The organism is Dolichospermum circinale AWQC310F, assembly GCF_000426925.1.
Taxonomy (GTDB): Bacteria; Cyanobacteriota; Cyanobacteriia; order Cyanobacteriales; family Nostocaceae; genus Dolichospermum; species Dolichospermum circinale.
The window spans coordinates 44,834-62,400 of record NZ_KE384680.1 but is presented as its reverse complement, the minus strand read 5'-3'; the positions used below and the strand labels follow the sequence as shown (position 1 = coordinate 62,400).

Here is a 17,567-nt window from a genome sequence, read left to right as displayed (position 1 = left end):
GCGAATTAAACTGAATTTCCAGATTTTGCGTTTTTGGGGATATGAGCGCGTTTGCTGGGTTTTCAAATGTGCCATAACCACTGTTGCAAAAGGATTCTTACTATTTTCTAACTCTTGCCACCGTTGTTCATAATCTAACAGTTTCAGTACTACTTCTAACAGTTAACCCTTGTCTTTGTAAATCATAATAAATTCGTGCTGCGAAAACCCAAGTATTATCAGTTGCTTCAATATAGTCTTGTTCTTGCAGGTAGGTTTGCAATAACATCCACTCCCTTTCATCCCGACAACCTTGTAATAATTCCATCTGAGTAAATCGAGTGAGAAAGACATTTTCATCTTTGATAAGTGTCTGGAGATTTTGACGTGCAACTCCTGTTTTATCTCGTAAAACATTTATCCAAACGGAAGTATCAATCAGAAACATTTCGATTTTCTCGCAATGCTTTGTAGTCGTAGTCAGGAGTAAATTGAATTTGTCCACTTAAATCAAGTAAGTTCCGTTTTTTACGAGCGCGAATTAGTTCTTGTAATGCTAGATGAATTAATTCTTTTTTGGTTCGCACGTTAGTTAAACGAAATGCTTCTTTTATTAACCCGTCGTCAAGTTCAATATTGGTTCGCATGATGTTGAGGTAGATTATGTGTATGGATATGTGTATTATACACTATATTCCAGCAACAACCTACAAATTACCATCCTGTACATCCTCAAATCCTGGACATCCTGATTTTGACAAAAAATATGAATCGAATATTTTAATTATGTTGGGTTGCGTTCCTGAATCTAAGCTACGAATTACTAATATATGGATTCAGGTTTCCAAGGATTAATAATAGAAATACCACATCCTTCAAAATCAGTAATATTGCGCGTTACTATAGTTGCTTTATGAGTGTAACAAATAGCAGCAATTTGAGCATCAGGTTGAGAAATTGGAGTACCATTTTTTCGTCGTCCAGATGCAATATGAGCAAATGCTACAGCAGCATTTTGATCAAACGCTAGAACTCATCCAGCGAAATCTTCAGAAAACATTAGTTGTGCTGTTTGACTAAGTTGTTCTCGTCGTTTTCCTCCTGGAAGCAAAGCAATACCATAGAGAATTTCTGCTTGAGTAATTGTTGTAGTAAACAAACTCATTAAAGGTTGTGCTGCTACCCATTGACGAACTATTGCTGATTTTTGAGTTTTCATTAGTTCGGAAATGACGTTTGTATCAAGAATAATCATTTTCTAATCTGCAAATATTGACACTGTGCGAATCGCTTCTCTCTCTATTTCTGGTAATTCCAAATCTTCAAAATTGGCAAAGCGTTTTTCAATTAGAGTTGCTAAATTAATCGGATTTTCAGGATTTTCTGTGAGAACAAGACGGAGAATTTCTGTAATTTCTTGTTCTAGAGAATGTCCATGTTGTTCTGCTCGTTTTTGTAACTGATTTTTTAGATCATCATCAAGGTTAGAGATTGTGATATTAGTCATAATCAATTTAGAGTTAAAGGATATGTTTATTATATACTATCAATCTGATTCAGACAATGACAATTTTAGTATCCCACCAATAACCTACAAATAACAATCCTGAAAATCCTAAAATCCTGGACATCCTGATTCAGACAATGACAATTTCAGCATCCCACCAATAACTTACAAATAACAATCCTGTAAATCCATGAACACACCTAATAACCAAAATAAAAAATTAGATGAAATCACATATATCATTAATGCCTGTGCAATGAAAATACACCGAACTTTGGGAAATGGTTTTCAGGAGGTTATTTATCAAAGATGTATGGAAATTGAATTCAAAAAATCAGGTTTAGGTTTTGGAAGAGAGGTAGAACAAGTAATTTATTATGAAGGAGTTGAAGTAGGAACACGAAGAGCAGATTTTATAGTTGAAAATCAGGTTGTGGTGGAGTTGAAAGCGATAATTAATTTAGAAGATGTTCATTTAGCGCAAGCGAAAAATTATTTGGTAGCTTATAATTTTCCCGTGGGATTATTGATTAATTTTGGTGGGTTGAAGTTGGAATATAAGAAGGTTTTTAATCCTAGATATCAGGTTTAATTTGTCTGAATCAGGATAACCAGGATTTAAGGATTTACAGGATGTGGTTGTTTATTTGAAGTGGGGATTTTGAGGATTTTTTTTGTCTGAATCAGGATGTCCAGGATTATGGGATTTTCAGGATGTGGTTGTTTATTTGAGGTGGGGATTTTGAGGATTTTTTTTGTCTGAATCAGGTGGTTATCGAGCGAAGTCGAGATAATATCCAGGATTATGGGATTTTCAGGATGTGGTTGTTTATTTGAAGTGGGGATTTTGAGGATGTTTTTTGTCTGAATCAGGATATCCAGGATTTTAGGATTTACAGGATGTTATAATATTTATAAACTTTCACCAAAATATACAGTTATGGCGATCGCTATTTCCCTAACTCCAGAACTAGAAGCAAGACTACTTGAAAAAGCAACCCAACAAGGAAAAGATATCAGTTTAGTTGCGGCTGAATTATTAAAAAATATCCTAGACTGGGAATTAGAAGACTCACAAGCAGCTATTCACGGTATTCAGCAAGGATTAGATGATTTTGAAGCAGGAAGATTTCGGTCTTTTGATGATTTTGCCAAAAAATCAACATTTTGACTTGAAATATTAACTATAAACATTAACAAAAATACAAGGTTGTGGCAATCCTTATGAGTCAAATAACATTACCAGAAGTTCTCACAATTGATGAAGTTGCCGAATATTTGCGTTTACCTCAAGAAGCGGTAATTCGTCAAACATTACTGGGGAATATTCCTGGACAAAAAATAGAGAATAACTGGAGATTTTTAAAAGTTGCAATTGATGAATGGTTAAGTTCTCCATCTCACCGATATATTCTCATTCAACAAGCTGGCACTTTTGCTGATGATGATTCATTAGCTGATTTAAGAGCATCTATTTATGAAGCAAGAGGAAGAGCAGAAGTTGATGAGGATGAAGAGATTTAATGTACTTACTTGATACTGATACTCTAACGCATCTACACGCGGGAAACAGTAATGTAGTTAAGCAATTAAACACTGTGGAAGATGATTTAATTGCAATTACTATCATTACTAAAATTGAGGTTTTGCGGGGAAGAATTGATTATGTTTTGAAAGCTGATACAGGAGAAAAATTAATAAAAGCACAGGAGTTATTATTTCGTACAGAAGAACTTTTAAATCAACTACCAATTATTCCCATTAGTCAGTTAGCAGCAGACGAGTTTAACAGGTTACGTGCTATTTCTAAACTGCGTAAAATAGGACAAGCTGATTTATTAATTGCTAGTATTACCTTAGTAAATCGTGCTATCTTAGTAACAAGAAACCTGCGTCATTTTCAACAAATACCTGGGATAAAAGTTGTTAATTGGGTTGATTGAGATTCGGTTAAATTTGAGATTTTTGAGCATTTTTGTGTCAAAATCAGGATATCTAGGATGAAAGGATATACAGGATGTAATTTTTTTAGGCTCTACCGTTCCCTTTATGTAACACAACATTTATTGTAGGTTGGGTTGAGGCACGAAACCCAACACCTCTTACTATCCTCCCGCGAATGTTGGGTTTCACTTCGTTCAACCTAACCTACAAAAATTAAATTAATATTCTCTTCCATAAGGAGAGCGGTAGAACCTTTTTTTATTGTTTAGGAAAAATGGCAATTTTTGGATGATAGATAATATCCTGTGATTGTAATTATCATTTTTCAATATTCACAGACAATTCATAAATTACAATCCTGAAAATCCTAAAATCCTGGACATCCTGATTCAGACAATGAAAATTTCAACATCCCACCAATAACCTACAAATTACCAACGAACCATACAAACTGTAGGTTGGGTAGAACGCAGTGAAACCCAACAATTTAATCATCATCTATATTATTGTGAAAGTGTTGGGTTTTCTAAGTTAAAGGTAAAAATTGAGCAGTAAGAGGAGTGTTTACACTTAACTTTGTATCTTATATTAGAAAGACAATTGGAAAATCTTCACTATTTGGTACTCTACGTAAACTGCCAGGAATTTTACTACCACTTGCAGTATAAGCATACTGTTGTATGTCTGCTGAATTATCCCAAAATATTTTATACTGTAAGGTCGGTAAGTGTCCATTGGGTACATTGGAAAAATCCTGACCATATATATCTTGTTGAATATCCTTCCATCTTCTATCAAATATCCATCCTTTTCTCCATCCTACTTTATCGCCAAATTTTTCCCAGTTTTGTGGATAATATGCACCTCCATATTGTCTGCTATAACCAACAATATCCCAGAAAATATCTCTTTGAACACTGAATCCGAATCTATTCTTACTGTAACTTTGCCACCATGGGTCAATTCTGACGAGTAATTCTCGTAATCCTCTTTCTGAGAATTCAGATTTTGTTAAATTACTAAAAGAATCTCTACCTAAAGTTCTCAAAATTATTTGCTGAGTTGCTTTATCCGCTTCCCTCCACTTCTGTTCTTCCAATAGTAGTCTTAGTTTGACACACTCATTGTTAATTGCATCCGATTCTGATACTGATACTGATCTCTCCAAAGCAAAAAATCTTATTATTTCTGCATATATTTGACTCATTTCTTTGTTACGGCAATCCCAACGGTGAAACTGCTTCAATTCTTTATGAGTATTTTCTAAGGTGTTTATCATTCCATCTATTGTATCGGCGAGGATAAACAAGCCTGTTTTAATGTCCGGTCTTGTGGCTAAGACTGTACTAAAAAAGTAGTCTATTTCTTGTGCTTGTACGTCCCCTACACCATTATTACTAATAAATATGAAAAACACTGTGATGTGATTTATTTCATTAAGGATTATTTCCATCCACCTATTAAATGGTTCGATACTATTTTCGTCATAAAATGTCCTGACAATGCCAGATTCAATTAATAAATCGTTAATTTGTCTCACTTGAGGCTTATCTTTACTATTGTGGCAAATAAAAACGTAATCCTGATACATTACTCCTCCTCCACACCTGCAATTTCGGCCAAAGCATTCGCATACTGTTCTAACCCATCTCGCAAATCTTTCAACTCTTGTCGTAAAAGTGTTTCTTTGTTCCACGTAACCTCATGTTCCTTGGGACTTACCCCCGCAGGTCTGCTTGCTTCCCAAGCCTGTAATAAAGGATGCCACTTAGCTAAAAACGGTCTTAACGCATTATTTAACACCAAAATAGCAATACCCCCGACTGATTTTTTAGAAGCACCAACACTGGGGCCAGCAGCTTTAAGAATTTCCCGGGTAGTACCGAATAAGCTGTATAATGAGTTCATCGCTTCCCGTACTAACCCTTGATCATCCTTCAACGGTTGTACGGAAACTCTTGTGACCAATTCTATATACAACGACCAAGCGGCCTGACGCTGAGTAGGATCAGCTTGCCATTTAGCAGAAATACCAAGAAAGGGAATTGAGACGGTTACTTCTTTTAATTTTGCAGGATCTGACATAGTAATAGGAATATGTGAATTTTTAGTTAATGATGGATATATTAACAGATTTTGAAAAAACTAAGCTTCTGCGTGAAAAAATATTAGTCCGTAGGGTGCGTTAGCGTCAGCGTAACGCACCTTATCCCACAATGAAAACTGTGCGTTACATTTCATTAACGCACCCTACAAATTAACTATAAGCCTCCATCGGTAAACAAGAACAAACAAAATTCCTATCCCCAAAAGCAGCATCTATCCTACCCACACTTGGCCAGAACTTATACTCCTTACTCCAACTTGCAGGATAAGCAGCTTGTTCACGAGAATAACCATGATTCCACTCACCAACAATCAAACTTTCCGCAGTGTGAGGCGCATTTTTCAACACATTATCTTGCAGATCCATCTTACCAGATTCAATCTCAGAAATCTCCTTTCTAATTGCAATTAACGCCTCACAAAAACGATCCAATTCTTCCTTAGATTCGCTTTCCGTTGGTTCTACCATAATTGTACCAGCCACAGGCCAAGAAACGGTAGGTGCATGAAAACCATAATCCATTAACCGCTTCGCAACATCATCAATTTCAATCTGCGCTGATTTCTTCAAACTTCGCAAATCTAAAATACATTCATGTGCTACAAAACCATTTTTTCCCTGATACAAAACCGGATAATATGACTCTAATTTCTTAGCGATGTAATTAGCATTTAAAATTGCAACTTTGGTAGCTTCCGTTAACCCCTCTGCACCCATCATGATAATATACATCCAAGAAATTACCAAAATACTCGCACTACCCCAAGGTGCAGCAGAAACAGCACCCAAATTACCACCCATTTTCATTACAGAATGTCCAGGTAAAAACGGTACAAGGTGGGAAGCGACACCAATCGGACCCATACCGGGACCACCACCACCATGGGGAATGCAGAAGGTTTTGTGTAAGTTCAAATGACAGACATCTGCACCAATATCACCAGGACGACAAATACCCACTTGGGCGTTCATATTAGCGCCGTCCATGTAAACTTGTCCACCGTGAGAATGAATTACTGCACAAATTTCTTGAATTGCTTCTTCAAATACGCCATGAGTTGATGGATATGTCACCATTAAAGCTGCTAATTCATAACTATGTTTTTCAGCTTTGGCTTTTAAATCTTCAACATCAATATTACCATGATCATCACAAGCAATTCCCACTACTTTCATTCCACACATTACCGCACTTGCAGGATTTGTACCGTGTGCAGATTGGGGAATTAAACAAACGTTTCTGTGTCCTTCACCGCGACTTTGATGATATTCATGAATTACTAAAAGTCCCGCATATTCTCCTTGAGAACCTGCATTTGGTTGTAAGGAAATTCCCGCAAAACCTGTAATTTCTGATAACCATGTTTCTAGTTGTTGGAAGAGGATTTGATAACCTCTGGTTTGGGAAATTGGCGCAAAAGGGTGAATTTTGCCGAATTGTTCCCAAGTTACGGGAATCATTTCGGAGGTTGCGTTTAATTTCATGGTACAAGAACCCAAGGGAATCATTGAAGTTGTTAATGATAAATCCTTGTTTTCTAGTTGATGTAAATAACGTAATAACTCGGTTTCTGAATGGTAACGATTGAAAACTGGGTGGGTGAGATATTTACTTTCTCGTGATAATGGGTAATGGGTAATGGGTAATTGGTAATTGGTAAGAGAATTAAGTTCTGTTTCACTGAAAGGTAAGTTATCTGTACCTGCGAAAATTTGCCAAAGGTCAATTAAATCTGCTTCTGTGGTAGTTTCATCTAAGGAAATACCCACGGTGGAATTATCAAAAATTCTCAAGTTGATATTTCTCTCATTCGCAGCGTCAAGAATTGCTTCTAATTTGGTATTTCCTAATTCTACCCGCAAGGTATCAAAGAAGTTTTCCGAAGTGATTTTATAACCTAACTTTTTCAGTCCTGCGGCTAAAGTTGCGGTAAGTTCATGAATATTTTCCGCAATTTCTCTGAGTCCATCAGGTCCATGATAAACTGCATACATACTCGCCATCACTGCCAATAAAACTTGGGCTGTGCAGATATTACTGGTGGCTTTATCTCTGCGGATATGCTGCTCACGGGTTTGTAAGGCTAAACGGTAGGCAGGTTTACCATGAATATCTTTTGATACCCCCACAATGCGCCCTGGAACTAAGCGTTTATACTCTTCCTTGGTGGCAAAATAAGCAGCGTGTGGTCCCCCAAAGCCCAAGGGAATACCGAAGCGTTGGGTACTACCTACGGCAATATCAGCCCCTAATTCGCCGGGGGGTGTGAGTAATGTTAAACTTAAAGGATCTGCGGCTATTGTCACCAATGCACCCTGAGCATGAGACTTTTCTATAAAGTTGCGGTAGTCGTAAATTGTACCATCAGTTGCGGGATATTGCAGAACTGCACCAAAGATAGTTTCGGTAAAATCAAAGGTTTGATGATCACCGATAATGATGTTTATGCCTAAGGGTTTGGCGCGTGTTTGCAATACATCAATGGTTTGAGGATGACATTCACGAGATACAAAGTAGTTATGGGATTTGTTTTTGCACACACCATAACTCATACTCATTGCTTCTGCGGCCGCCGTCGCTTCATCAAGCAAAGAAGCGTTAGCAATTTCTAAACCGGTCAAGTCAATGATCATGGTTTGGAAGTTTAACAACGCTTCTAAACGTCCTTGGGCAATTTCTGGCTGATAAGGAGTGTATGCTGTATACCAACCGGGATTTTCTAAAATGTTGCGTTGAATGACCGCCGGGGTGATACAATCATAATACCCCATGCCGATAAATGAGCGATAAACCTGATTTTTATCAGCTATTTGCTTTAATTTGGCCAATGCTGCATATTCGCTTTGTGCTGGTGGTAATTTCAACTCTTGCTGAAAACGAATTGCCTGTGGTACTGTTTTATCAATTAGGTCATCAAGATTGGAAATACCTAATGTATCAAGCATTTGCTGAATATCATCAGGGTTTGGTCCAATGTGTCTTTGTGTAAAGTTACCCAATTTTTGATTAGTTTTGGGTTGAGTACGGGTAAGATTAGCTACCACAAATTGTTCTCCAAGGATTTATATCTTCATATATTGTAATGATTACTTTTGGATCTTAGGGTTTTTGCTAGATTTTTTGCTAGATATTGATTTTGTTTCGCGCAAGAATCTAAAGGTTAGGTGTGGGTTGAATTTGTGAGTTGGTATTGTTTCCATTTTTCTTGTTGTCGTTTTCTTTTGTCTGGTGTTAGACTGTGGAAGCAGTGGGGGCAAGAAATTCCCGCTTCATATTCAGATGATGATTTATCTTCGTCGGAAATGGGGTTTCCACAACAAAAGCATAATTCATGACTTCCCGGTTTTAAGCCATGACTGACAGCAACTCTTTCGTCAAAAACAAAACATTCTCCTTCCCATAAACTTTCTTCCTGGGGGACTTCTTCTAAATATTTGAGAATGCCGCCTTTGAGGTGATACACTTCTTCAAAGCCCTGAGAAAGTAGGTAAGATGATGCTTTTTCACAGCGAATACCTCCAGTACAAAATAAAGCCACTTTTTTATGTTTGCTGGCATCAAGATGCTTTTCTACATATTCAGGAAAATCTCGGAATGTCTGAGTTTGGGGATTTTCTGCACCTTTAAAAGTCCCAATCGTGACCTCGTAATCGTTGCGAGTATCAATAACAGTGACTTCGGGGTGAGAAATTAAATCATTCCATTCTTGAGGTGTGACATAAGTTCCCACTTTTTCATTCGGGTTAACTTCTGGTATTCCCAAAGTCACAATTTCTTTTTTTAAGCGGATTTTCAGCCGCTCAAAAGGGGGAATTTCGGCATAAGATTCTTTATATTCTAAATCTCTAAACCGCGAGTCATGACGGAGAAAAGCTAAAACTGTATCAATTCCCTGACGAGAACCAGCAATTGTACCATTAATTCCTTCGGGAGCGAGTAATATAGTTCCCTTGATATCCTGTAACTGACAACAATTTAATAAAGGTGTTTGCAGTTGGCTATAATCAGGTAAACTGACAAACTTATACAATGCAGCAACGACTAAAAAATTTTCTTGGTTCATGGTCTTGACAAAATAATCATAAGAGTTTAGGATGGTGTAGTTATATAATTCCAATCTTTGTATTAAAAACAGAGTTTGGGGGTTTAGCTCAGTTGGTAGAGCGCCTGCTTTGCAAGCAGGATGTCAGCGGTTCGAGTCCGCTAACCTCCATTTATTTGCGAAATATGTAAATATGTCTCACGCAAAGGCGCAAAGAGTCAAGGGTGATAGATTGCGTGGCGTAGTCATATTTTCCGGTTTCATATTTTAATTCAGCAAGGCCTAATTATGTTTAAATATTAGCGAAAGGTTATTTGCTGGCATGGGGTAAGTTTGGTGCAATATCAGATTTTGTGCTTCAGCAGATTTAACCACATCCTCTAAATTACGGACTCCCCAAGCTGGATCTTGTGTTTGTAAAGACTCATCAAAAGCAGTGTTACTGGGTGCTGTATGTTCTCCATTTTGTTTATAGGGACCATACAAGTAGAGTATACCACCAGGTGGTAAAATTCTTCCAGCCCCTGCCATTAGTCCTAAACAAGCAGACCAAGGAGAAATATGAATCATGTTAATGTTTACTATAGCAGAAATTGGCGGTTCTGGCAATGGCTGTTTTTCTACAGGCCATATTGGTGCATTGGCATCTAAATCTAGGGGTGGCTTAAGATAATCACAGGGGAGATATTCAGCCCATGCTCTAATACTAGCACGCAGTTCTGGGTTGGGGTCAGATGGTAGCCATTGCCGGGGTGCTAAATGTTGGGAAAAAAATACAGCGTGTTCACCTGTGCCGCTGGCTACTTCGAGTATTGTCCCATTTTGAGGTAATATTTGTAAAAGCACTTCTAGAATGGGTTCGCGGTTGCGCTGGGTTGCGGGGGCAAATTTCCGCCAGTCTGGTGTCATAATTGGATGGGAGGGTGTTTGAGAAATGTTGGACGAATGATAATATGGTAATATGGCTTCGCTACAGGGAAACGCTACTACACAGGCTAAGGCCACCTGGGTGGACAGGTTTTGTCTGTGTAGACGCGATTTCTAATTGCTTTCTTCGCTACACCACAGGAGAACAACTTGCCTAAATCTATTCATTCTACCCAACCACCGCTCAAGTTTATTCCCCAATTTCATAATCCATTGGTTGTAAAAATTATATCTTGGTTTTTGCCCTTGATTTTGCGGGTGAGAACTAGACCCTGGCTACCTGCGGGTATTGTGAATATTGAAGCTAAAAATGCCGAAGTCCTAGCTGAATTATACCATGAATTTCAGGCTGGTAAAGTCCGATTTTTAATTGCTTTTCGTCACCCGGAGGTAGAAGATCCTCTATCTATGTCATATTTGCTATCACGGATTGTCCCTAAAGTGGCGCGAAAAAAAGGTATTAAGCTCAAATATCCACTTCACAGCTATTTTATGTATGAACGGGGGATGACAATCTGGGCAGGAAATTGGTTAGGATCGTTATTTTCTAGACTTGGTGGTATACCTATTCGTAGGGGTAAACGCATAGATAGGACAGCTATTAGTCAGGCAAGAGAATTATTTGCAACCGCAGAGATGCCCATAGCGATCGCTCCTGAAGGTGGTACAAATGGACACAGTAGTATAGTCAGTCCCTTAGAACCTGGTGTAGCCCAATTGGGTTTTTGGTGTGTGGAAGATCTAAAAAAAGCTAACCGCGAAGAACAGGTTTTTATTATTCCGATTGGGATTAAATATAGCTATGTGAACCCCCCTTGGAAAAGAATAGATTGGCTATTATCTAAATTAGAACTTGATAGCGGTTTACCTGTTAGGAAAACTAGTGAAATTGGCCAGGAAAGGGAAGAAATTTTATATCAGCGGGTGGTGGGTTTATCTGAATATCTAATTTCGGAAATGGAGGAATTTTATCGGCGTTTTTATCATCAAGAATTTCCAGACATTATAACTTGCGAAATTCCCAAAAATGAAATTTTAATTACTAGATTACACCGATTGATGGATGCAGCTTTAAAAATTGCAGAACAGTATTTTAATATCCAGCCTCAAGGTAATTTTATTGATAGATGTCGCCGTTTAGAAGATGCTGGTTGGAATTATATTTATCGGGATGATATTGCTGATATTCAAAGTTTATCACCTTTCCAACGTGGTCTAGCTGATTGGGTAGCCCAAGAAGCAGATTTGAAAATGCAACACATGAGAATTGCTGAAAGTTTCGTCGCGGTCACTGCTAATTATATTCTAGAAAAACCAACCCCAGAAAGATTTGCAGAAACGATTTTATTAATGTTTGATATGTTGTCTCGCATTAAAGATTCTACCTTACCAGGCAGGCCGCGTTTAGGTTGGAAACAAGCTATGATTTCTGTCGGTGAAGCGATTAGTATTAATGAAAGATGGGAAAATTGTCAAGGCAATAAACAAACTTTACGAAAGGGTGTAAGTGATTTGACCCAGGATTTGCAGATGATTTTGGAGGGGTTAATTAAGGATTAGTTTGTCTCTCCAGACCCATAAGCGGGCAAGATGCCCGCACCACAAGGGTTTGATTATTTTGGAATTCATTTACTCACAATCTGCTGTAATTATACTTACTGATGCTATTAAGTTCGATTACCGCAGATATCGCAGATTCCCTCAACTGTCACTTCATACCTTTCTACTGTTAACCCGTCCCGCAGTTGACTGACATCAATACCGGGGAAAACATTCCAGTTAATGTCTTCAATCGCACCACAGCAGGTGCAGCGAAAATGATGATGGGGCGCTACATTGGCATCATAACGAGATATTCCCTCTTGTAATAGCACTTCTCGCACTAAACCCGCTTCACGCAGTGCTTGAAGCGCCGCGTACACCGTAGCTTGGGAGGAAGTCGGCGCTTCCTGGTTTAAGTCTCTCAAAATTTGATCAACTGTAGGATGATCTTCCCTTGCTAATAGGTTGGCATAAACCCCAAATCTTTGGGGTGTGACTCGCAACCCTCTACTTTTTAGGGTTTTGATAATATCATTAGCTTTTTGCTGCATAGGATTTACTTGATTATATAAAGATATAAACCCCCATTATAACTTTTCCTTTTTCAGAATTAAAGCTTTTTAAAAAATACATTATAAAATAAGTATTTATAACTATTGACAAATTCCTAAATCAGAATTATTCTGATTTATAGGCTAAAGACACGAGTTAAAATCTTCCATCTAAAAAAGAGGTATTTATGACTGCTATTACTCACGTTCCAAATGTAGTATTCAAGACTCGTGTTCGGGATGAATCTGTACCTGGACCCAATCCTTACCGTTGGCAAGATGTAACCACTGAAGAGATTTTTGGTGGTAAAAAAGTAGTATTATTTGCCCTTCCTGGTGCGTTCACCCCCACCTGTTCTTCTACCCATTTACCTCGCTACGAAGAACTGTTTGCAGAATTTAAAGCGCAAGGTGTTGATCAGATCATTTGTTTGTCAGTTAATGACGCATTTGTTATGTTCCAATGGGGTAAACAACAAGGTGCTAAAAATGTATTTTTGTTACCCGATGGCAGTGGAGAATTTACCCGGAAAATGGGAATGTTAGTTGATAAATCTAACATCGGTTTCGGAATGCGTTCTTGGCGTTATGCAATGGTTGTTAATAACGGCGAAATTGAAAAAATGTTCGTTGAACCTGGTTTTGAAGACAACTGTGGTACAGACCCCTTTGAAGTATCTGATGCTGATACTGTTCTTGCTTACCTCAAAGGTGTAGAACGTCCTAGTGAAGTTGCACCTCGGTTAGCATTTGTTGGTTAATTAGTAAAGTTAGAAATTTCTAACTGGCGATAGAAGTTGATAGTTTTTAATTTATCTAAAGCGAAGGAAGTTACTCAAATAAACTTTCTTTGCTTTTTTTGTTTTCATAGACAAAACACCCTTAATTCTGTCTAATAAATTAGCTTAAAATCACTTATTTTGTTAGTTACTATTCCAAAATATAAATAGGGGATAAATTGATGGTTTTATTCCAGGGAATAAAGTATTTAAGGAGGTAAACCAATAGTGAAAATCATAATTTCCGAATTAGGAAGGAGGATTCCAGAACCGATTCTGGATGAACTAACACCTTGGGACATGAAAAATATCAACGGTGGTTACATGACCAGAAGAGAAATGGCAAGATATAACATGACCAACAACAACAATACTACTACCAATACTAATGATTTTTCCACCATGATCAAAGAAATAAACAGTAGTATAGCGCAATGGAAAATAACCCTTCAAGATACAACAGATAGTCTGGGAGTTAACTTTACTTTTTAAAAGATGCTGTTGTAAATTGAATATTTTCCTTGCTTTCGTGTATTTTCAGATGTTTTAATCTGAAGATCCACGATTTTCTTATTTAATTACAGCAGATTTCAACTTTGTCAGGTACAAAAATACCCCACTTTACTACGGGGAGGGTGTAAGGGTGTAGTTCATAAACCTAAAATAGGCTGTAATTTAAACTAGGAATTTAACTTTTAATAAAAGACAAAATTCATCTATTTGTGTCTTTTTTACTATGTTAAAACTCTTGATTTTTCTATTTTTCTTAAATAAAAATAGGGGTAACAGTTAAGAAAACACAAACTTAACTGACTCACAAGTCCCATTTACAAAAACAAGGAAGTTATGGCAAGTATTACTCTTTCCCAATTAAATGTAACTGGTTCTGAATTATTCCAAGATTCCGAAAGCTATCTTGATGACCTCAATGATGCAAGTTCTGTAGCGGTACATGGTGGTTATAGTGATAGTCATCATAGCGGCTTTGGGGCATATGGCGATTTTGGCGTGAAATACCTTGAATACTTAGTTGGTGGCTATGCGATCGCTAGTATTAAGAGTATAGCTAAATCTTTTAGTCATAGCGACTCTGCTAGCACCGGACACTGGTAATAATAATTCCTTAGCTTTGTAGTTCGCAAGGCTGATTTAGCAATCCTCAAGGAATTGTGAACACAGATATAGATGTTTATAACTTCTGTCAGGATTGCTAATACCTATCCAGAATGAAAAAGTAAAAGAAACAATCTATTACTAATAATTCTGGATAGTTAATCAGATTGGTGTTGATATTTTGATCTGCGGGCAGATTAATTTACAATTTACAAAAATCAGAATTTAATTTTTGTAAAGGTAAGAAATGGCAAGTATTAGAATTTATGATCTACCTATCTCCCAGGAAATAGAGTTTATTAAGGATCTGAATAATACGGAATTATTATCTTTGTTTGGTGGTGAGGATAATGATGTTAATCGAATGTTTTATTACGGTGTTAAGGGTTTGGAATTTATGTTAGCAATTTTTGCTATGGATAGCATCTTGTTCTTAACAAACAAAATGAGAAACTTTTTGTTATCTTTGAAATAACACAACCAGTTTATTTCGGATATCATTGACTTATTTCACATATTATCATCAGCAATTATGCCATTCCTCATCAGTTCTAGCAATGTGTTTGATTACCTAATTAAACACCAAATTTGTCATCCACAAGAGCAGTCACTCAGTAAAATAGAGCTAAAACCTGCTAAAAATTTTAACTTATTAATTAGTTTAGCAGATGGTCGTCAACTTTTAGTAAAACAAGAGCGTCATGATCAAAATGGTAAAACTTTGGGTGAATTTATAGATGAATGGAAAATTCATGATTTTTGTCAAAAATTCCCAGAAATTAAGCATTTACAATCATCTTTTTCGGAAGTAATTCATTTTGACTTGGAAAACTCTATCATTGTTTTTAATTACCTAAATCAATATCAAGATCTAGCAGAATTTTACGCCAAAGATCAGATATTTCCTGTGGAGATTTCCCAGTTAATTGGTACAACCTTGGCAATGGTGCATTGCTTAACAATAAATAATAAAAACTACCAAGAATTTCTAGAAAATTATCTTCAGCAGCAAAATATTACCAAAGGATTAGATAGAATTACCCCGCAAGTATTTGGTCAAGTTCCTGCTGATGGTTTAAAGTTTTTTTCTCTCTATCAACGTTATGATAATTTAGGAAAAGCAATTAAAGAATTGAGTCAGGCTTTTACTCCTTGTTGTCTGACTCATAATGATCTCAAACTTAATAATATTCTTTTATTTTTGAATTGGAAAACAGAAATTGAGCAAAAACTAGTAGGAAATCAAAATATCATTAGATTGATTGATTGGGAAAGAGGTAATTGGGGAGATCCTGCTAATGATTTAGGGACAATAATTGGTAGTTATTTACAAATTTGGTTGTATAGCATAGTGCCTAATAAAAGCATACCGATTGAAGAATGTTTGCGTTTAGCTGCTATTCCTTTATCAATGATTCAACCTTCTTTATCAACATTAGTTAGTAGTTACTTAAATACCTTTCCAGCAATTTTAGAAACTCGTCCAAATTTCTGCCAATTAGTCATGCAATTTAGCGGTTTAGCATTAATTAGAGCTATTCAAGCTAGAGTTCAATATGAAAAAATATTTGATAATTCTAGTATCTGTATGCTCCAAGTTGCTAAGAGTTTATTATGTCGTCCCCAAGCATCTATTCCCACCATTTTGGGAATAGAATTTTCAAAAATAACTTCTAAAAATTTATCTCTTGTTTAGAAAATGAAAGCTTTTATGCAAGTATTAGATTCTATAAAGAGTCAACTTTTCCAATTACCAAAAGAGTTACAAACAGCACTGCAAAATATTGTTGATCATCTGGAAATTGAATCATTTTATTCAATTAAACATCCAGAATACAAGTTATTTCAATTGCCAGAATCAGTAATCTCTCGCTTTAAAGATTTACCCTTGGATATTCAACATAAACATTTGAGTATGCAATTGCGTAATTTTCTTTATGGTGCTTATTATAACGGTTCTTGGAATGATTTTTCTACTGCTGATTCGCAGACAAATAACCTCAGTAATAATAGCTTATTTGGCATAGATTTGGCTTTTTATGAACGACTACATACCAGTAATAAGGGTATAGGCTATTGGAGTCAAGATTGGTTAGTAGTTAATGAAGAAGAAGATGGATCTTTAGCAGTCCACAAAAGTGGTTTAACCTTGCATATCGAGCGGGATTTATATTTATCAGAAGTTGATAAGTCTGCTACTGTCGGTAACTTAGTAGCGATCAAAATGCCAAAAAATTTAGTTCAAAATGGATTTTATATGGCAGCATCTAATTTAGGAACTGAACAGAATCAAGATATTCTGAGAATTTACTTTAATGTATCACCAGAAGGTGGATTATCAGTGATGGAAAATATAACCACAGAACTCAATAATCTGCCAGTTGCTTTCTCATTTAAAGCCCTATATAGTCCCGATGAATATAAACGTTATGATTCAGCCGTGCTATATTTCAATAAACATGAATATAAGACTATTTACCCTATATTACAAAAGGTATATTTAGCAAATCAAGAGATTTTTTCTCCACAAGTACCGTTATTTACTAAACCACTAGCCCCAGGATTGAGTTGTGCTGAAGAACCAGAAAATAAATTTGGTGAAAAAGAAAGTTTTGGTACTCATCGTTGTCAGATTATTGCTAATGGTTTAATTGCTGCTTGGCAAGCAGATCAAAATGATTCAGAAAGTCGAATGACAGCTATTTTTGAACAATTTGCATTACAAAAAATCAAATTACAATATCCTTATCTTAATACACATTCACAGGATATCTATACCCCATTAGATAGATAGTTTTCCTGAAAATTATCTCATAACAAGATCCCTGCTTAAAGAAGTCAGGGATCTAACTCTTCTCAATTTTAACTGGCTTTACTCAATATTTCTGCTGGAGAAGAGGAAAAATTAGGACTTTGTCCTAATGTAGCAACAATCTCTAATTTATTAACTTGATCTTTTAACCAATTAGTAAATAAATCGCCAAGGATTTGTACACGCATTTGTTCATTTAATTCCGGTTCAATTATTTCTTCAACTATAATGATATGCACTCCTTTTGGTGTAATTACTGGTTT

20 protein-coding genes, 1 tRNA gene and 2 pseudogenes are annotated in these 17,567 nt (G+C 36.5%); 12 read left to right on the top strand and 11 right to left on the bottom strand.

What is annotated here, in order from left to right; translation table 11 throughout:
* Positions 1-127: 127 nt before the first annotated feature.
* From vapC to ACIR310F_RS0110835, 4 genes and pseudogenes are all read right to left on the bottom strand, one after another.
* Positions 128-427: a type II toxin-antitoxin system VapC family toxin gene (gene vapC / locus ACIR310F_RS22150; protein WP_081677578.1), complete on the bottom strand. Its 300-nt coding sequence runs from the start codon at positions 425-427 to the stop codon at positions 128-130.
* On the bottom strand, positions 414-626 hold the full coding sequence (locus ACIR310F_RS0110845) for a type II toxin-antitoxin system VapB family antitoxin (RefSeq protein WP_028083855.1): 213 nt from the start codon (positions 624-626) through the stop codon (positions 414-416). The genes vapC and ACIR310F_RS0110845 overlap by 14 nt, the downstream gene beginning before the upstream one ends.
* Before the next feature lie 176 nt (positions 627-802).
* Positions 803-1,234 (bottom strand): annotated as a pseudogene (locus tag ACIR310F_RS22145) (PIN domain-containing protein).
* A gap of 3 nt (positions 1,235-1,237) precedes the next feature.
* Positions 1,238-1,486 carry a FitA-like ribbon-helix-helix domain-containing protein gene (locus tag ACIR310F_RS0110835; protein WP_028083854.1) on the bottom strand — a complete coding sequence of 83 codons (249 nt, stop codon included), beginning with the start codon at positions 1,484-1,486 and terminating at the stop codon, positions 1,238-1,240.
* A 190-nt stretch (positions 1,487-1,676) separates the two neighbouring features.
* Here ACIR310F_RS0110835 and ACIR310F_RS0110830 point away from each other — a divergent pair, with 190 nt between their 5' ends.
* The 4 genes from ACIR310F_RS0110830 to ACIR310F_RS0110815 all read left to right on the top strand — a co-directional run bounded on the left by ACIR310F_RS0110830 (position 1,677) and on the right by ACIR310F_RS0110815 (position 3,429).
* Positions 1,677-2,078 carry a GxxExxY protein gene (locus ACIR310F_RS0110830; protein ID WP_028083853.1) on the top strand — a complete coding sequence of 134 codons (402 nt, stop codon included), beginning with the start codon at positions 1,677-1,679 and terminating at the stop codon, positions 2,076-2,078.
* Positions 2,079-2,426: 348 nt separating this feature from the next.
* Complete coding sequence (locus ACIR310F_RS0110825) at positions 2,427-2,657, top strand: hypothetical protein (RefSeq protein WP_028083852.1); 231 nt, start codon at positions 2,427-2,429, stop codon at positions 2,655-2,657.
* Positions 2,658-2,710: 53 nt separating this feature from the next.
* Positions 2,711-3,010: a helix-turn-helix domain-containing protein gene (locus tag ACIR310F_RS0110820; protein ID WP_028083851.1), complete on the top strand. Its 300-nt coding sequence runs from the start codon at positions 2,711-2,713 to the stop codon at positions 3,008-3,010.
* Positions 3,010-3,429: a type II toxin-antitoxin system VapC family toxin gene (locus ACIR310F_RS0110815; RefSeq protein ID WP_028083850.1), complete on the top strand. Its 420-nt coding sequence runs from the start codon at positions 3,010-3,012 to the stop codon at positions 3,427-3,429. Before ACIR310F_RS0110820 ends, ACIR310F_RS0110815 begins: the two co-directional genes overlap by 1 nt.
* Before the next feature lie 584 nt (positions 3,430-4,013).
* Here the strand turns inward: ACIR310F_RS0110815 and ACIR310F_RS0110810 are convergent.
* From ACIR310F_RS0110810 to trhO, 4 genes are all read right to left on the bottom strand, one after another.
* Positions 4,014-5,021 carry a GUN4 domain-containing protein gene (locus ACIR310F_RS0110810; protein WP_028083849.1) on the bottom strand — a complete coding sequence of 336 codons (1,008 nt, stop codon included), beginning with the start codon at positions 5,019-5,021 and terminating at the stop codon, positions 4,014-4,016.
* The gene (locus ACIR310F_RS0110805) at positions 5,021-5,521 is read right to left on the bottom strand and encodes a hypothetical protein (protein ID WP_028083848.1); all 501 of its coding nucleotides are present in this window, start codon (positions 5,519-5,521) and stop codon (positions 5,021-5,023) included. Before ACIR310F_RS0110805 ends, ACIR310F_RS0110810 begins: the two co-directional genes overlap by 1 nt.
* A gap of 166 nt (positions 5,522-5,687) precedes the next feature.
* Positions 5,688-8,582, bottom strand: coding sequence for an aminomethyl-transferring glycine dehydrogenase (gene gcvP / locus ACIR310F_RS0110800; protein ID WP_028083847.1), 2,895 nt, complete (start codon positions 8,580-8,582; stop codon positions 5,688-5,690).
* Positions 8,583-8,698: 116 nt separating this feature from the next.
* Entirely contained in the window at positions 8,699-9,601 is a 903-nt protein-coding gene (gene trhO, locus ACIR310F_RS0110795; RefSeq protein ID WP_028083846.1) for an oxygen-dependent tRNA uridine(34) hydroxylase TrhO, read from the bottom strand.
* A gap of 77 nt (positions 9,602-9,678) precedes the next feature.
* Between trhO and ACIR310F_RS0110790 the strand changes: the two genes are divergently transcribed.
* Positions 9,679-9,751 (top strand) — tRNA-Ala (locus ACIR310F_RS0110790).
* A 111-nt stretch (positions 9,752-9,862) separates the two neighbouring features.
* Here ACIR310F_RS0110790 and ACIR310F_RS0110785 read toward each other — a convergent pair.
* Positions 9,863-10,492, bottom strand: a complete 630-nt coding sequence (locus ACIR310F_RS0110785; protein WP_028083845.1) for a DUF938 domain-containing protein — start codon at positions 10,490-10,492, stop codon at positions 9,863-9,865.
* A 165-nt stretch (positions 10,493-10,657) separates the two neighbouring features.
* Here ACIR310F_RS0110785 and ACIR310F_RS0110780 point away from each other — a divergent pair, with 165 nt between their 5' ends.
* Positions 10,658-12,067 (top strand): lysophospholipid acyltransferase family protein, encoded by a 1,410-nt coding sequence (locus tag ACIR310F_RS0110780; RefSeq protein WP_028083844.1) that lies wholly within the window; start codon positions 10,658-10,660, stop codon positions 12,065-12,067.
* Between the two features lie 107 nt (positions 12,068-12,174).
* On the opposite strand, the gene ACIR310F_RS0110775 is transcribed toward ACIR310F_RS0110780, so the two are convergent.
* Positions 12,175-12,600, bottom strand: coding sequence for a Fur family transcriptional regulator (locus ACIR310F_RS0110775; RefSeq protein ID WP_028083843.1), 426 nt, complete (start codon positions 12,598-12,600; stop codon positions 12,175-12,177).
* Positions 12,601-12,788: 188 nt separating this feature from the next.
* On the opposite strand from ACIR310F_RS0110775, the gene ACIR310F_RS0110770 reads away from it, so the two are divergent.
* From ACIR310F_RS0110770 to ACIR310F_RS0110745, 6 genes are all read left to right on the top strand, one after another.
* Positions 12,789-13,361, top strand: a complete 573-nt coding sequence (locus ACIR310F_RS0110770) for a peroxiredoxin (RefSeq protein ID WP_028083842.1) — start codon at positions 12,789-12,791, stop codon at positions 13,359-13,361.
* Between the two features lie 246 nt (positions 13,362-13,607).
* Entirely contained in the window at positions 13,608-13,871 is a 264-nt protein-coding gene (locus ACIR310F_RS0110765; protein WP_028083841.1) for a hypothetical protein, read from the top strand.
* Positions 13,872-14,225: 354 nt separating this feature from the next.
* Positions 14,226-14,492 carry a hypothetical protein gene (locus tag ACIR310F_RS0110760; protein WP_028083840.1) on the top strand — a complete coding sequence of 89 codons (267 nt, stop codon included), beginning with the start codon at positions 14,226-14,228 and terminating at the stop codon, positions 14,490-14,492.
* A 247-nt stretch (positions 14,493-14,739) separates the two neighbouring features.
* Complete coding sequence (locus tag ACIR310F_RS0110755; RefSeq protein WP_028083839.1) at positions 14,740-14,967, top strand: hypothetical protein; 228 nt, start codon at positions 14,740-14,742, stop codon at positions 14,965-14,967.
* 57 nt (positions 14,968-15,024) lie between these two features.
* A complete protein-coding gene (locus ACIR310F_RS0110750; RefSeq protein ID WP_196803201.1) occupies positions 15,025-16,188 on the top strand; it encodes a phosphotransferase family protein in 1,164 nt (387 codons plus the stop codon).
* A 15-nt stretch (positions 16,189-16,203) separates the two neighbouring features.
* Positions 16,204-17,286 carry a T3SS effector HopA1 family protein gene (locus ACIR310F_RS0110745; RefSeq protein ID WP_028083837.1) on the top strand — a complete coding sequence of 361 codons (1,083 nt, stop codon included), beginning with the start codon at positions 16,204-16,206 and terminating at the stop codon, positions 17,284-17,286.
* 68 nt (positions 17,287-17,354) lie between these two features.
* Here the strand turns inward: ACIR310F_RS0110745 and ACIR310F_RS26780 are convergent.
* Positions 17,355-17,567 (bottom strand): annotated as a pseudogene (locus ACIR310F_RS26780) (peptidylprolyl isomerase); the annotation flags it as partial.